This window comes from Streptomyces sp. NPDC034099 (assembly GCF_055575415.1).
Window position 1 is genome coordinate 18,640 of sequence record NZ_JBVISR010000031.1, and the last position, 14,891, is coordinate 33,530.

Genomic DNA, 14,891 nt, shown 5'->3' on the forward strand with positions numbered 1-14,891 from the left:
TGCGTGCCGTATCAGTCAGTAACTAGAACGAAGATGCACTTCTTCCGGTTCACCTGATTCTGCCGACGCAAGGAGCGCTGGGTCGGCCAGGGGGTTCGGGGTCGTCGCGTGATGTCCCGCCTCTGTTCAGTTGAGACCGATGAGTGCGAGGGGTCGGCGGGATTCGCGGGTGTCACGCAAGGCCTTGATCGTCCAGTCGTGGGACTGTAAACCGTTCGGCCCCGTCCCGTAATCGGTGGTGACGAAGGGTGGCGGTCAGTGCACGAGGATGCGGTGGCGGAGGAGGGCGAAGCCAGCCAGTCCGTGCATCTGCCTCATGATCCGTTTGGTGCGGGTGTTGACGCCTTCGGTCCGCCCGTTGTGGTGCGGGAGCGTGAGGCCGGCGTCGACGGCGGCGCGGTCGAGTTCTCAACCGTTCACGAAGGCGTGGAGGTAGGGCAACTGGGCCGTGCGGACGCTGGCGATCCACGCGGTGAGTTTCTTGTCATTGCCTGTGGCGGGCGTGAGGAGACGGGCGAACTCGCGAATAGGGGAGGCCAGTTGGGTCATCTCGGGGCTGCGGTGAGCTCGGCGAGAAGACTTGCGTCCTTGTCCCGGAGGTGGTCGGGATGGGTAGGCATGGCGGGTCGGTGGGGTGATAGCCAGACCTGTGACGGTGAGGCAGCCGTCGACCAGGTGGGGTCGGAGCTGGATCGTGCGTGACTCGCGGCGAAGGATGCGGTCGAGGTCGTCGGATGTGTCGAAGGCGGTGTTGGCCATCGCCCTGCGTACCAGCGACCAGACGGCCTCGACAGGATTGAGGTCAGGTGCGTAGGGCGGGAGGCGGACGGTGGTCAGCCAGTCGTGCTCGGCCTCGTACCGCTTCAGCCCGGCGGCCAGGTGGGTGTTGAGATTGTCCCAGACCACCACGATCGGCCCGCCGAGCTGGATGTGCGCGCGGACCAGCAGGTCACGGTAGTCCTGCCAGGAGAAGCTCTTGCGTGCGCCCTTGAGGCGGAGGTGAGCGCGGGGCCGGTGGATGAGGCGGCTCTTTTCACCGGGTTTGTAGCAGCACAACGCGGCGACCGAGGTCCGGCGGCGGGACCTGCCACGGACGCGGATGACGGGGGTCTGCCCGCGCTGGCCCCAGGTGCGGGCCCGGGGAGGAGTCATCGAGAATCCTGCCTCGTCCTCGAAGACGATCCAGGCGCCGGACGCCGCCGCGAGTCTCTCACCTGCGGCCGCACCTCCCTCTTCCACAGCTCCACCGTGTGCTCGTCGCGCTCGAGTGCTCTCGGGCGGGTGCCTGCCAGGACCAGCCGTGCCGTTTCAGCAGCCGCCAGACCGTCGCCACCGACAGGCTCACCCCCAGACGCCGGCGGATCACCGTCTGGACCCGGGCCAGGGGCCAGCGTTCGTCTTCGAAGCCGTGAGCTGCTGGTCCCTTGCCGAGTCCTTCATCGAGCACGGCGAACTGGCCGTCTTTGACGGTCGGGCAGTTCGGCGGACCCGCCGAGCGCAGGGCCTCCATGCCGCCCTCGCGCCAGGCACGACGCCAGCGTTCCACCGACCGCACACTCACCCGCAGATCCTTCGCGATCACCGCCGTCTTCTCCCCCGCCGCGAACCTCTGCCCGGCCTGAAGCCGGATCCCCTCACGAAATGCCCGACGCTCAGCGGTCAGGCCCCCGCCCTCTGGATACCTCACCTCATCGGCATACTGCAGGGACCATGAACCGTCACCACCCGACGACAACCCGAAAACCTCAGTAGCCCCTCACCTCGTTCGACGGGCCGAGCGATACCTCAGGCGTGTTGGCCAGCTCCTGCTGTGGACGCGGCTGGGAGACGGCTTCGGCGGGAGCAGGGCCGATTCGATGCCCGCGGCCGCCCGCCCGGCGGGGCCGGCCTGCGCCAGCGGGACGCCGTAGCGCGCCAGGCGCGGCCGAAGCGGGACCGCAGCCGGGACCGGTAGACCAGCCGCTCCTGCTCCAGCTTGATGACCTGCTCGTAGGAGCGCAGCTCCCACAGCTTCATACGCCGCCACAGCAGGAACGTCGGCACCGGCGAGAGCAGCCAGCGGGTGAGGCGGACGCCCTCCATGTGCTTGCCGGCGGTGATGTCGGCGATCCGACCCGTCCGGCAGACCGAAGAGTGCCACGTCCGCCACGGCGGGATGGCCCGCAGGGCGTCCTCGACATCCAGGACCGGGATCATGAATCCGGCGCCGATCCTGTCCACGGCCCGCCCGGCCAGACGGATGCCGCCGCCTCCGTCGGGAAGAGCGAAATCCCCGGTGTCGTCCCAGCCGTCGTTGCGTTCCTCCAGGAGCACGACCTCTCCCCCGTCACGGCCCAGCGTGCCCAGGCACAGTCCGGGGCCGCGGACAAAGAACCGACCCGGGTTCTCGCCGTGCATCTCCCCGTCGGCCCGCAGGTCGATCTCGACGCCCGGCGCGGCGCGCCCGGAACTCCGGGCGGCCCGGTCGTCGGAGTCCGCGGGAGTGGTCGCGGTACCTGAGGGGATCTCGGTCATCCCCCATGCCGCACGCAGGGGACCCCCAGTGCCGCCCGCACGTCGGCTGCCAACTGGACGGGGACCGGCGCCCCGCTGCAACACACGATGTGCAGGGCCGACGGGGCGGACGCGTCCGGTGGCGCAGCGGCAAGGAGCTGGGAAACGAAGATCGGGGCGGCGAGGAGCACGGTGGTCCTCGTCTCCTCCATCCACTCCAAGGCGCCGGCCGGGTCCCAGACATCCGCCATGACACATGTCCCGCCTGTCAGCAGCGCCCCGAGCAGACCCACCCTCCCATGACATGGGTCAATGCATGGGGGTACACATCCTGCGTGCCGCACTGGTCCTGGCCCGAAAACCGGCTGCCGACAACGCGAGGGGCCAAGGAGGCGGACAGGGTGTTGCAGCTGTGCAGGATCCCCTTCGAGGCACCGAAGTGCCGGACGTAAACATCACAAAGGCCACACGGTCCGGATCCTGCCAGGCATCCTCCAACGGCATGGGATGCGTACACTCCCACGGCGTGTCCTGGAAGTACCGGACGAAATCGATCTCGTCACGCCTCACCGTGGAACCGAGGACGACCCGGTGCCTGAGGGCGGGAAGCCGGGGCGCCATGGCAGCCACCGCGGCCGCGTGGTCGAAACCCTCCCACTGGTCCGTCGTGACGAGCACGGAGACACCGAGCCGTCGCAGCATGCACTCCAGCTCACGCTCCCGGACCGTCGTGATCAGCGGCGCGAAGACGGCCCCGACCCTGAGACAGGCCAGGGTCAGCGCGTTGACCTGCCACCGACGTGCTCTCCGGCGTCTCGTCCCGCCACCGCCGCAGATCGTCCAGGAACGTCTCGTCCCGCCACAATTCCTGTTCGCGGTGTTTCTTGCTGTTCTGCGTCCCGGGACGCAGAGAGAACATGTCCCGCACCGGCCTTCCGGCATCGGACGGCCGTGTGTCAAGCGCGGCTCGAGGACGCCCAGGTCACTGGTCGGCGGGCCGCAGGTCGGCACGGTCCTTGAGCTGCCTGCGGGAGTTGATGCCCAGCTTGCGGTAGACGTTGCGCAGGTGGGCGTCCACGGTCCGTGGGCTGATGAACAGCCGGGCGGCCACCTCCTTCGAAGTCGCACCGGTGGCGACCTGCCGCGCTATGTGCAGCTCCTGCATGGTGAGTTGGTCGCGGGCGTGATCGGTGCGGCTGCGCGCCGTCTCACCCGTGGCGCGCAACTCGTCGGCTGCGCGCCGGCCGAACGCCTCCAGCCCGGCGCCGGAGAAGAGCTCGTGCGCGGTGCGCAGCTGAGGTCGGCAGTCCTGCCTGCGGCCCTGCCGCCGCAGCCATTCCCCGTACAGGAGGTGGGCCCTGGCCCGGTACGGAAGCATCGGGGTGCCGGTGAGATGAGCGATCGCCTCCTGGTAGTCGCTCTCCGCTCCCGTCACCTGCGCTCGCGCGTAGGCGGCGATCCCCAGGCCCGTGGGGGTTCCGGATGCCTCGGTGCGTTCGGTCAGCGACGCCAGCGCGGAAGCGGCCGCGGCCTGTTCGCCGCAGCGTACGGCGGCCTCCACCAGCTCAGGCAGGGCGAACCCCGCGGTGAAGAGTTCCCCGTCGGCCGTGGCACGTCGTGCGGCATCCAGGGCGTCCGGGTAGCGGGCCAGGCCGTTGTTGAGCACGGCGCTCGCCCAGTGAACGTTGGAGATCATCTGCCCGGTGGCAGGGGCCGTCGCCAGCACGGCTTCGAACAGCGCGGACGCCTCCTCGCGGCGTCCGCGCATCGCGGCCAGTTGCAGCCGGTGGTAGGTGACCGGAGGTGTACCGGTCGCGTCGGCGATCGCCTGCTCCTCGGCGATCACGGCCATGGCCTTGTCGAGGTCGCCGGTGAGCGCTGCGGCGGTGGCGGCCTGCGCGAGACCGAGCCGCAGGACGAGCGGTGATCCCGACTCACGGCCCGACTTCAGCAGCCACTCGATGATCCGCTCGTGGGTGTCCGGGTCCCACAGCTCGGCCGTGAGGATGATCGCGAGCGCGGGGTGCCGTGTCCACAGGGGACCCTCCGGCCCGTCGAGGGCTTCCCTGATCAGAGGGACGGCCGCCCGGTGCCCGTGCACGGCCAGGACGTCCAGCGCGTCGAGGATGTCCGGTGGATGCGGCGGAGCGGACCTCGCCTCGGCGAGGACCGCGTCCGTCACGCCGTTCGAGCGTCCGACGAGCAGACTCATTTCGAGTGCTTCCAGGTGGCTCTCCCTGGAGCGCCCGGAGTCCAGGGGCGCAAGCCGTCGCGCGGCCCGCAGCATCCACGCCAGACCCCCGCCGTCGTCGACCCGGGCCAGGGCGATCCTGCCCCGCAGCAGGTCCGTCTCCGCCTGCTGGAGCTCGTCCGGACTGGAGTTGTCGGCCGCACCGAGCAGTGCGGCCGCCTTGTTGAGCGCGCCCGCGTCGAGGTGGGCGCGCGTGGCCGCGAGGGTCCGTTCGATCCGCTGTACCGAGTCGAGCGACAGCTCCGCCGCGCGTTCGAGGAAGGCGGCCGTGGCGACCGCGCCGCCGCGTGCCTGGGCCCGGGAGGCCGAGCGCTCCAGCTCGGCGGCCACGTCCTCGTCGGGTACGGCGGTGGCCTGGGCGCGATGCCATGCACGCCGGTCGGGGTCGGCGACCGGATCGGTGGCGTCGGCAAGCACCCGATGAGCCAGGCGCCGCTCCTCCGTGGAGGCGGCGTCGTATGCTGCAGCGCGCGCCAGGGGGTGGTAGAAGCGCACGCGGGTGCCGAACTCGACCAGGCCGGTCGTGGTGGCAGCCGCACCGGCGGTCGGCAGGTCGATGTCCAGACCGCGTGCGGCGGGCCAGAGCAGTCCGGGGTCGCCGGTCGGGTCGGCCGCGGCGATCGTGAGCAGGAGCCGCGCCTGCACGGGCAGACGGGAGAGGACGGCCCGGAATTCGTGTCCGACCCGAGTCGGCACCGAGGCGAGTCGCGGCGGGGCGAACCCGCCGGCTCTGGGCAGGGTGAGCAGGGCCAGTGGGTTCCCCCGCGCCTCGGCCACGAGCCGGTCACGCACCTGTGCGTCGAGCGTCTCGTGGTTCTGCGCGGTGAGCAGTGCTCGTGCGTCGGTGTCGCTCAGCCCGTCGACACTCAGCCCCGGCAGGCCGTCCAGCTCGCCCGTCTCGTTCGGCGGCCGGGTGGCGAGCACCATGGCGACGCACTCGGCGGAGACGCGCCGGGCGAGGAACGCCAGCGCCTTCGACGAGGCCGCATCGAGCCAGTGCGCATCGTCGACTACGCACAGTACCGGGCGCTCCCGGCCCGCTGCCGTCAGCAGACCCAGGGCCGCCAGACCGACCCGGAACACGTCCGGCGTCCCGGACGCCAGGTCGAAGGCGACCCGGAGCGCCCGGCGGTGCTCGGTGGGCAGCTCGGTCAGGTGGCCCAGCACCGGAAGGCAGAGCTGGTGCAGCGCGGCGAAGGGCAGCTCCGCCTCGAGCTGGGACCCACTCGCGCGCAACACGCGGAATCCGGACGCCATCCCTTCCGCGTGCTCCAGCAGCGTGCTCTTGCCGATCCCCGCCTCGCCACGCAGGACCAGGACGCCGCCGCAGCCTGCCCGTGCCGTGTCGATCAGCTCGCGAAGGCTCTGCGTCTCGTACTTCCTGCCGAGCAGCGGACGGGGAGTGGGAACCGGCGTCTGCATAGACCAGAGGCTACAGCGAGTAGGTCATCGGGCCGGTCGAGGGTCCTCCAGTCGGTCACCCTCAGTGGTTGCTCGTGCGGCGTGTGGTGGCGACTTCAGGAATGGTGGTGCGACTGCTGCGGCACGACGCCGGCCTTCTCGCCATCGTCCAGGACCACGAACTGGCCCATCATTCCGTTGTCCTCGTGCTGTAGGAGGTGGCAGTGGTACATGTACGGCATGTTCGGGTCGGTGTGGTCGCGGAAGCGCAGCGCCAGCCGGAAGTGCTTTCCCGGTGGCAGCAGGATGGTGTCCTTCCAGCCCTGAAGGTGTGGTTCCGGCTTCCCGCCGTCGACCGTCAGCACCTGGAACTGCACGTCGTGGACATGGAAGTTGTGCATGAAGCCGTTGTCGTTAACCACGTCCCACACCTCGACGGTGTCCACACGGACCCCGAAGTCGATGCGGTCCATCGCCATAGACCGGCCGTTGATCTTGTCCGACTCGAGTGCGAAGGAGCGCTCTTGTGCGGCCTTCTCGCCGGCGAGATCCGGCGCGGCACCGAGTGTGGAAGGGATGTCGGGGCTGTCGGACAGGGTGGCCGCGGCCCGGAACTGGCAGATGTCGAGCTGGTCGTCGAAGCCGTTGATCCGTCCCAGGGTGCCGCCGTACTCGGACGGGTAGGAGCGCAGTGCGACCCGCTCTCCCGGCTTGAAGGCGACCACGATCTCGACGCGTTCCCCAGGCGAGAGGTACAGGCGCTCGGTGTTCCACGGCCTGGCGAGCAGGCCGCCGTCGGTGGCGACGAGCGTGAACGTCCGGTCGTCGGAGAACCCGAGGTTGTACAGGCGGGCGTTGGAGCCATTGAGCAGCCGCAGCCGCACGAGCCTGGTCGTGACGTCGACATACGGACCGATCGTGCCGTTGACGAGTACCTCGTCGCCTATCACGCCCAGCGCGCCGCCGAGCAGCGGTACCCGCTTCTCGAACTGGTTGTCCCCGTCGAACGCCCTGTCCTGAACGATCATCGGGATGTCGTCGACGCCGTACTGGGACGGCAGCCGCGGCACCTCGGTGTCCTCGGCATCGACGATGAACAGCCCACCGAGGCCCCGGTACATATGATCGGCGGTCGATCCGTGTACGTGCGGGTGGTACCAGAGCGTCGCGGCGGGCTGGTCGATCGTCCACCGCGGCCGCCAGGTCCCTCCGGCCGTGACGACCTGATGCGGTCCGCCATCCATGGCCGCGGGCAGGTGCATCCCGTGCCAGTGGAGCGACGTGTCCTGGTCCAGGCCGTTGCTCACCGCGAACTCGACCCGTTCGCCGCGCCGCGCGCGAATCGTCGGACCGAGGTACGTGCCGTTCACGCCCCAGGTGCGGGTGGCCGCCCCGGTCTTGAACCGGGTCTCGCCCGACTGGATGCCGAGCGTGAAGACCCGGGCACCCGAAGCGTTGGTCGTCGACTCCGCCAGCGGCGGGATCGACAGGGCCTTGTCGAAGGAGACCTTGCCGACCGTGTCCAGCTTCGCCGTGTAGTAGTAGACACCGAGACCGCCACCGGCGAGGACGACCGAACCTCCGACTCCGTACCCGAGGGCCTTCAGCATTGTGCGTCGTTTCACCGGAACACTGTCCCGGCCCGGGCGGCCCGTTCGCGTCGGCGTAAATTGCGTAGACCTCTCACCACGACGGAGAAGATCCCCACAAGTGGGGATCTTCGTACCGTGTCTTCCTGCGGTGAGGAACTGCGCCATCGGGGAGTACTGCCGCCCGGTCAGCGAGTCGCCGGCCGGCGCCGCGCCAGGACCGCGACGGTGGCGAGCAGGGCGAGAAGAATCGACGCGAACCAGGTCATGACCGTGGTGGCGGAGGCACTGAGGGTGGCCACGCCTATACCGACGGCCGGCAGGGTCAGCCCGAGGTAGGCGATCAGGAAGAGCCCTGCGAGAGCCTCACCGCGCTTGGCCGGGACGGCCGCGGCGGCAACAATGCCGAGAGCGGCCTTGAACAGTACGCCCGCCCCGATGCCCGCGATCACACCGCCGATGAGGAACGCGGCAGGTTGGCGGTGTACATGCCGACGACCAGGATGACGACGCCTGCGGCCTGCGACGAAAGGCCCAGTCGACGCTTCGTGTCGGTGGATAGTCGCGCTGTCATGCTCTGAGCCCAGATGAGGGAGCAGCGCAGGCGGCCGGGCAGGTGGATCAGCAGGTCGCTGACCGTCACCATCGGGCCGATGAACCCCGATGGCCCGTAGCGAACGGTCCAGCGCATGGAGATCACGGGCCTGTTCGCTCCGCCGGTGTCAGAAACGTTCCGACACCCAGGTCTATACGACCGGTCTACTTTCCCCTCCCATCACCGAAGTCGACCGGCGTGTTGGCAGCCGCCAGCGAAGCCGGCGGCATCGAACTGTACGGGCGCACGCAGCGCGCCCACCCGACAGTGCCTGCTGCATCCGCACCAGGGCAGCGAGACGGCACGGCACAAGCAGTTCAGCTGGCCACCGCCACCTGAATGAGGTGGTGTTGCGAGGACCACTGGGGCCCAAGCTCGGCGGAGGCCACCCGCTTGTCACTGGGGACCGTGATGGACCGTCCAGTCCTCTTCCTCCATCGTCTCCGGGTCGCCCCAGGCCAGCGCGCCGTCTTCCTCGTCCAGATGCGGCCGCAGTTCGGGCATGTCCGCGCCGTTCGCGTCGCGCAGGCACCGGCCTGTCTCCAGGGCGGAGGCGATCTCCTCCGGCCGCTGCGGGAGGGTGAGGGCCGACGTGGTCCAGGGCCCCGATGCTCCACGCGGCCATCCGGCCGAAGGAGGCCCGCTCGGGGTCAGCGTCCATGAACAGTCCGGACCAGGTGTCGCCCGCCGTCACGGCCAGCGGAAGGTGGGCGCGGTCGTGACCGCCGCCTTCGGGCGTGGTCCGAATGTGCCACTTGGCGACCATCCGGTCGAGCTGGTACCAGGCGCAACCAGGAGGCAGCCACGCGGTCTTGCGCCACTCGGGATGGTTGACGAAGGAGCCGTCGGTGGCGTCCTGGAAGTCGTCCGTACGGGTGCCGACGGATCCGTCGTGCAGCAGGCACCGGGCACGTAACGCCGGCGGCAGCGGTATCCCGAGTTCGGTCTGGGCCGCGGTGATCTGTTTCTCGGTCGCCGCTGGATGCACCATCGCCAGCGAGCCGGGCGCATGCGCGGCCATCCACGTCTCGATGCGGGCCCAGGCCACCCGAACCTGTGCAGCCGCCTCATCTTCCACGAGGTGGTCGCTCATCCCGCCAACCCACAATTGGCGAATCGTTGTTCCAGGGCTCCGCTCTTCGGGCTCGATTCGGCCATCAGCCGGACGTCCCCGAGTCCGCTCCATGATCGCCGACGGATGAGCTCGTCGTCCTCCCTCTGTCCGGCCGACGCTGTCGTCGCCGGGCGGCAATTACGACGCGACGGTCTCGGAAGCACAGCCTCTCTGGGATCGCGGCGTCTTCATGCCGACCCGGCCGGGCGAGATGGTCCGTGGGTCCACCGCCTCGCCGGGTGCTCCCACTTCGTAGGGTCCGGTCGGATTGTTCGGACGGTCGTGTGGGAGGAGGAAGAACGTGCGTCGCTCGAAAAGGCCGCTGTCGGGGTCCTTGCCGGCGTCAGGCATGAGGTTTGCATAGCCGACCATGCGGCCGTCGCGCTCGTAGCGCGGCTTGCCGCGTCGCCGTGTCGACTTGTCGAGGGCCTGGCGCACGTAGTCGAGGTTCTCCGTGCTCTCCAGCCACACCACGACTTCCTCGTCGGTGAGCTGGTTGTCCTGGAGCATCGAACTCATGGCCGCGGACCCTCCTCGATTTCTTCGGCCGCCCACCGGCCTGCTTGTGTGGCGATCACACCAATTTTTCTCTGCCCCCGTCGACCACTGCTCGCACGGTGGTCACCCACACCATGGTACGGGGAGGAACCGCACCGGCCCAGGGCGACTGCGATCCTCACCGGCCGCCTCCCGCGGGGTCGGGCAGCAGGGCGAGGCCCGGATAGAGCTTACGGTCATTGTTCTTGATCATCTCGGCCGGGGAGGAGAGACCCAGTTCCTGGCGGATGCGGCTGGCGAAGGCGCGGCTGGACGCGGCCCTGATGCTCTCCTCCGCGCACCAGCGGCAGTACGTCTCGTACAACAGCTTCTGCTCGACGCGCAGGTCGGGATTGGGCCTGCCGTCCTGGCCCTTGGTGCAGCACTCGCCGATGAAGCGCCCGATGTGGTCCTCAGTCGTCTCGTACGCGGCCGTGGCCAGCCGGACGGCGGACGGGCCGTGCAGGGGATCGCGGGTGTCCAGGTAGCGCTTGGCGCCCTCGATCAGCCAGTGCAGGATGCCGGGGCCCTCGTCGCGCACGAGTTCCACCGCGAGGTTGTCGATCTTGCGATGGTTCGGCACGACGCGCTCGAAGGGGATGAGCCGCATCCGGCGCCAGAAGGCGTGTCCGCCGGTGCCGACCTCGGGACGGTGATTGCCCAGCAGCCAGAGTTTGTGAGTGGGCGTGAAGCTGAAGAAGTCCTGGCGCATGCGCCGGGCGGTGATCTTGTCGCCGCCGGTGAGCAGCTTGACGCGGGCCTCGTTGAACTTGTCGTTGGGCTTGAGTTCGCTGCACACCACGATGCGGCGGCCGTGCAGTTCGGTCAACTCAGTGGAGTGCTCGGCGAACTTTCCCTTCTCCATGAGGAATCCGGGCGGTGCCGCGTTCGCGTACTCGCCGAGGATCTGGGTCATGACGTCCAGGAGCACGGACTTGCCGTTGGCACCGGAGCCGTAGAGGAAGGGCAAGACCTGCGCGCCAACATCGCCCGTGATCGAGTAGCCGAGCAGGACGTGCAGGAAACGGGTGGTCTCCAGCCCCCTGTCGTCGTCGCCAAAGGTGTCACGCAGGAAGCTGTCCCAGCGCGGGATCGGCATCTTCTGCGGGGCCACGGTGGTGGCGCGCGAGTGCATGTCGGTGACCGGGTCGGGCTTGCGCAGGTCGCCAGTCCTGAGGTCGACGACCCCGGCGGGCGTGCACAGGGCGTAGATGTCGCCGTCGAGGACGTCCGGGTCAAGGCTGAGACTCGGTGCGGCCTGGGCCTGGTGCAGGAGCGCTTTCATCCCGGCGGTGGACTGGGTACGCCTGCGGTGCTGGGCCAGCTCGCGAGGGCTGAAGACGCCACGTGGGTCGGTGTCGGGCATCTGCTCCGCCATGTCACCGGCCGCCCAGAGCGCCGTCTTCTCGCCGCCGGTGCGCTTCCAGCGGTACTGGTCCCAGGAGTACCAGCCGAGGCCCTCCACGTGCCGGAAGCGGTCGCTGTAGAGGCGGGCGAAAAGCTTGGCGTTGGCGCGGTCGGTCAGTTCGTCGGGCAGCAGTCCGGTGGGGGCGCCGCTGTCGACGACCACGACGCTCAGCGCCTCGGTCTGCTGTGCGGGCAGACTCGGTTGTCCCGAGGACGGGGCCGGACGGCTGGCGGGCAGCTCGAGGTCGAAGCTCTGCTGCTGGATCTGCTCGGCGGCGGCGACGGCGTCGAACCGGCCGTGCTCGGCGCTGCTCATGAGCGTCCTCGGGGGTGGAACGGGCGCTGGGCGCCTGCGGACAGAGCGGATTCGATGATGGTCAGGTTCCGGCGTTCCTGGTGCGGGCGGGCCTGTCGGGCGGTCTGGAGCAGCAGGTCCCGCACTTCGGCCTCGTTCAGGTGTCCGCCCTGAACCAGTCCCCCGGCAGCGTAGGCGGCCCGGTTCAGTTTCTCCGTGAAGCTCGCCCCTTCGGGAGTCGCCGCGCACTGCGCCACCTCGTCCAGGAGTGGCTCCAGGATACGGGTAGCCGACTTGGCCGCGGGGCGGCGGGCCCGGGACGGAGGGGCCGGGGCGGGCCCGGAGGCAGAGGCGGTGGCCGCAGCTGGGATGGGGGTGTGACCGGTTCGGGTCAGTTCGGCGGCGAGCCAGTCGGGCAGAGGCGCGGGGTACCGGGTCTCCCCCACCGGCGCGTACTCGCCCGCTGTGGTGCGTGTGGTGGGGGCGACGATGTACCCGTTGTCGGAGCGGACGTCGACCTGCCACGCCAGCGCGGTCTTCGGGCTGGAGCCGGTGGACGACCGGTAGCGGGTCTGCGGACGCGGATTGCGGTACCAGATGTGCAGTCCGCCCGACGGAGTCCGTACGCGCAGCGTCTCCGTGTCCTCAGCCGGGCTGGACCTGCCCCGCAGCGCGGCCAGGAGCGCCAGGGTGTCGAAGCCCGTGGCCAGGCCGGTGAGGTTGACCCCAGGACCGATGGGGATGCCCGGCAGGAGCCGGGAGCGGTCGGGCACTTCTGCGGCGTGCGCGTCCACATCGATCACGACGAGGTTCGCGGGCCCGCAGGACACACCGACGCCGAACCGGGGGTGGGCACCCCACCAGGCCTCGATCCGTTCGGGGGACGTGGTGGCGGCGTGGAAGCCGTGACACCAGCGGCCCTCGGGGGTGCACGGGCAAGTTCCCGGTGCGTGCCGGTCCTGGCGGCAGGCCTCGCAGTTGGCCGCGGGGGTCTTCTGCCGGGGGGCGAGGGGATGCACCGGCCAGCCCGCCCCGGCGCACCACCGGGCCACAGCGACAGCACTGACCGTGCCGACAACCCCTGGCGGGGGCGGCGAGCTTGTCGAGGGCTGGCGCGCCACTGATCGTCCTTGTCGAGCGTCGGTCGTCTTCCCTTGCTCAGCCCCTTCACAAACTTCCTGTTCAGAGGGGTGATCCCGGCCGACTGCGGGACTGAAGGGACTGAGTTTCTCATGTTGAAGCCTTGAGACTAGCGCACCAGCGTCCCCGTACACGGGGGCCGTTGCCGTGTCGCGAAACCTCGGTCCCGTTAGTCCCGCAGTCGGGGAGTGCCCATGTCTCTGCCGAGGGCGCCCACTGGGGCACCTTCAGAGCCGTTCAGTCCCGTCCCCCTTCGGTCCCGTTTCAGTCCCGTGACTAAAAGTGCAGGTCAGAGCGGCTATGCCAAACGATCACGGGACTGACGGGACCGAGGTTTCCCCTTATAAGCTACGTACGTACGTGACCCCTTCTTTAGTACACGTGTGCGCATACACGCACACGCACACGATTGAGGAACAAGAAGGTTCAGTCCCGTCAGTCCCGTTAGACCCGTTGCTGGAGCTTAAGCAGCCCGCTGACCTGCGGTTTTTCTTGACGGGACTGAAGCGGGACTGAACGGGGCCGGAGCGTTTTCAGCCCCGTGCCCCGATGGAGCCCGCCGCTGCTCTCCGGGATACGACGGGCCGCACCCTGCCCGACCGCTTCGGTGGCCCTGCTCTCCGGAATCCGTTTGAAGGCCTCTCTGAGGCCCGTTCGCCGCCCTGACCGCCGCGGGGCCTCACTTCCTGCCTGCCGCCCCGCCAACGGCCGTGCAAGGCCTCCGAGGCGCGCCCCTCCCGTTGCCCCTCCCCAGCCGCCCCGCTGGGCAAGGTGGGCTTGGTCGGTGATGGTGACGCCGAGGACCGGCCGGGGAGCTCGGTGATCCGCTCGCCGAGCTCCCCGGGAACCGAGAGTTCGGCGTGTGCTGCAGTAGCGAGCCCGGGTGCCGGCGCACGACGCGGTACGGCTGCGGACAAACCGGCGCCGCCTGGCTCTGCATCTCGACGACGGCATGCTGGAGTGGCCTCCGCGGGAACCGCTCGCGGACGTCTAGGACCTGCCGGCTCCGGCCGGGGGCCGGAGCCGGAGGGCCCCACCGCGGTGTCCCGTTCACCGCTTCGGAAGAGAGACATGACTACACCGCGCCCGTAGGTACGACGGCCGCCATACCCGACCCCGTCCGTGTCCCCGCCCGGATCCTGCGCTTCCGGGCCGCCTCCCAGATCCTCAGGGGTGCCGGGCCGGCCGCGGGTGTCACAGGCGGCGACCTCCGCGCCCAGGACATGCTCGGCTCCGCACCGGCCTTGCCGGACTGCCCAGCGCCCTGTCCACCGTCGGTTTCGCGCTCACCGCCGTCGCCATCGGCCGCATCTCCCAGGGCCGCGGCCGACGCACCGGCCTGGCCACTGGCTACTTCACCGGCACCATCGGCTCGGTCGGCGTCATCGTCACTGCCGACCTGGACAACCCGGTCCTGCTGTTCACCGCCCTGTTCATCTACAGTGGCGGTACCGCCACCAACTTCCAAGCCCGGTACGCCGGAGCCGACCTCGCCCCGGCAGGGCACCGGGCGCACGCGGTCTCCACCGTCCAGGCCGCCACCACTCTCGGCGGCGTCGGACCGAACCTCGTCGCTTCCACCGGCGCCTTCGCCGAGCACCCGGGTATTCCGGGACCTGACCGGGCCCTTTGCCCTCTCCAGCGCCGCCATGCCGGGCCCCACTTGTCCTCGCCCTGTGGCTACGGTCCGACCCGTTGCTGCTGGCCCGCGCAGTCGCCCGAGCCAAGGAAGCCGCGGTCAGGACGATGACGCCGGACCACGTGCACGACCGCGGTCATGGCACCGCCTCCTCCAGACTCGTCATCGCCATCCACATCGGCGCCATGTACCTGCCCCCGCCCCTCACCGGCCAGCTCGTCGACCGCTACGGGCGTATTGAAGATGGGGGCCGCCCCCGGAGTCACCCTTCTGGCCTCCGCCCTCCTGGTCGCCGACATCCTCGCCGCGCACGCGCCCGGCGACTCCGTCGGTCTCTTAGAGGTCCTAACAAAGGCGTTGGACGTGGCGGTGGGTGATGAGGCAGACGGCGAGGCCGAGGAAGGCTTCGTGGATGTCGTCGCGTCTCTCC

Annotated in this window: 9 protein-coding genes and 4 pseudogenes; 1 reads left to right on the plus strand and 12 read right to left on the minus strand. The window is 69.6% G+C overall.

What is annotated here, in order from left to right; genetic code table 11:
* Nucleotides 1-255 precede the first annotated feature (255 nt).
* The 12 genes and pseudogenes from ACZ56V_RS39230 to ACZ56V_RS39285 form a co-directional block, all read right to left on the minus strand.
* Nucleotides 256-614, minus strand: a pseudogene (locus ACZ56V_RS39230) (transposase); the annotation flags it as partial.
* Nucleotides 615-633: 19 nt separating this feature from the next.
* Nucleotides 634-1,687, minus strand: a pseudogene (locus ACZ56V_RS39235) (IS630 family transposase); the annotation flags it as partial.
* 135 nt (nt 1,688-1,822) lie between these two features.
* Nucleotides 1,823-2,217, minus strand: a pseudogene (locus tag ACZ56V_RS39240) (DUF2637 domain-containing protein); the annotation flags it as partial.
* A gap of 293 nt (nt 2,218-2,510) precedes the next feature.
* Nucleotides 2,511-2,837, minus strand: a complete 327-nt coding sequence (locus ACZ56V_RS39245) for an AMP-binding protein (protein ID WP_468948674.1) — start codon at nt 2,835-2,837, stop codon at nt 2,511-2,513.
* Nucleotides 2,803-3,435 carry an AMP-binding protein gene (locus ACZ56V_RS39250; protein ID WP_468948677.1) on the minus strand — a complete coding sequence of 211 codons (633 nt, stop codon included), beginning with the start codon at nt 3,433-3,435 and terminating at the stop codon, nt 2,803-2,805. The genes ACZ56V_RS39245 and ACZ56V_RS39250 overlap by 35 nt, the downstream gene beginning before the upstream one ends.
* Before the next feature lie 40 nt (nt 3,436-3,475).
* Nucleotides 3,476-6,166 (minus strand): AAA family ATPase, encoded by a 2,691-nt coding sequence (locus ACZ56V_RS39255; RefSeq protein WP_468948680.1) that lies wholly within the window; start codon nt 6,164-6,166, stop codon nt 3,476-3,478.
* A gap of 95 nt (nt 6,167-6,261) precedes the next feature.
* The gene (locus ACZ56V_RS39260) at nt 6,262-7,770 is read right to left on the minus strand and encodes a multicopper oxidase family protein (RefSeq protein ID WP_468948683.1); all 1,509 of its coding nucleotides are present in this window, start codon (nt 7,768-7,770) and stop codon (nt 6,262-6,264) included.
* Between the two features lie 152 nt (nt 7,771-7,922).
* Nucleotides 7,923-8,186 carry a hypothetical protein gene (locus tag ACZ56V_RS39265; protein WP_468948686.1) on the minus strand — a complete coding sequence of 88 codons (264 nt, stop codon included), beginning with the start codon at nt 8,184-8,186 and terminating at the stop codon, nt 7,923-7,925.
* Complete coding sequence (locus tag ACZ56V_RS39270; protein ID WP_468948688.1) at nt 8,183-8,434, minus strand: hypothetical protein; 252 nt, start codon at nt 8,432-8,434, stop codon at nt 8,183-8,185. The genes ACZ56V_RS39265 and ACZ56V_RS39270 overlap by 4 nt, the downstream gene beginning before the upstream one ends.
* A gap of 1,147 nt (nt 8,435-9,581) precedes the next feature.
* Nucleotides 9,582-9,962 carry a DUF6009 family protein gene (locus ACZ56V_RS39275; protein ID WP_385361480.1) on the minus strand — a complete coding sequence of 127 codons (381 nt, stop codon included), beginning with the start codon at nt 9,960-9,962 and terminating at the stop codon, nt 9,582-9,584.
* A 157-nt stretch (nt 9,963-10,119) separates the two neighbouring features.
* The gene (locus ACZ56V_RS39280) at nt 10,120-11,703 is read right to left on the minus strand and encodes a DNA primase family protein (RefSeq protein WP_468948691.1); all 1,584 of its coding nucleotides are present in this window, start codon (nt 11,701-11,703) and stop codon (nt 10,120-10,122) included.
* Nucleotides 11,700-12,734: a bifunctional DNA primase/polymerase gene (locus ACZ56V_RS39285; protein ID WP_468948694.1), complete on the minus strand. Its 1,035-nt coding sequence runs from the start codon at nt 12,732-12,734 to the stop codon at nt 11,700-11,702. The genes ACZ56V_RS39280 and ACZ56V_RS39285 overlap by 4 nt, the downstream gene beginning before the upstream one ends.
* Before the next feature lie 1,194 nt (nt 12,735-13,928).
* On the opposite strand from ACZ56V_RS39285, the pseudogene ACZ56V_RS39290 reads away from it, so the two are divergent.
* Nucleotides 13,929-14,800 (plus strand): annotated as a pseudogene (locus ACZ56V_RS39290) (MFS transporter); the annotation flags it as partial.
* Nucleotides 14,801-14,891: the final 91 nt, after the last annotated feature.

What these genes read in the sequence shown, in the direction of transcription:
- ACZ56V_RS39250 (WP_468948677.1), bottom strand. Translation starts at nt 3,435, where the DNA reads ATGCCGGAAGGCCGGTGCGGGACATGTTCTCTCTGCGTCCCGGGACGC.
- ACZ56V_RS39255 (WP_468948680.1), bottom strand. Translation starts at nt 6,166, where the DNA reads ATGCAGACGCCGGTTCCCACTCCCCGTCCGCTGCTCGGCAGGAAGTAC.
- ACZ56V_RS39275 (WP_385361480.1), bottom strand. Translation starts at nt 9,962, where the DNA reads ATGAGTTCGATGCTCCAGGACAACCAGCTCACCGACGAGGAAGTCGTG.
- ACZ56V_RS39280 (WP_468948691.1), bottom strand. Translation starts at nt 11,703, where the DNA reads ATGAGCAGCGCCGAGCACGGCCGGTTCGACGCCGTCGCCGCCGCCGAG.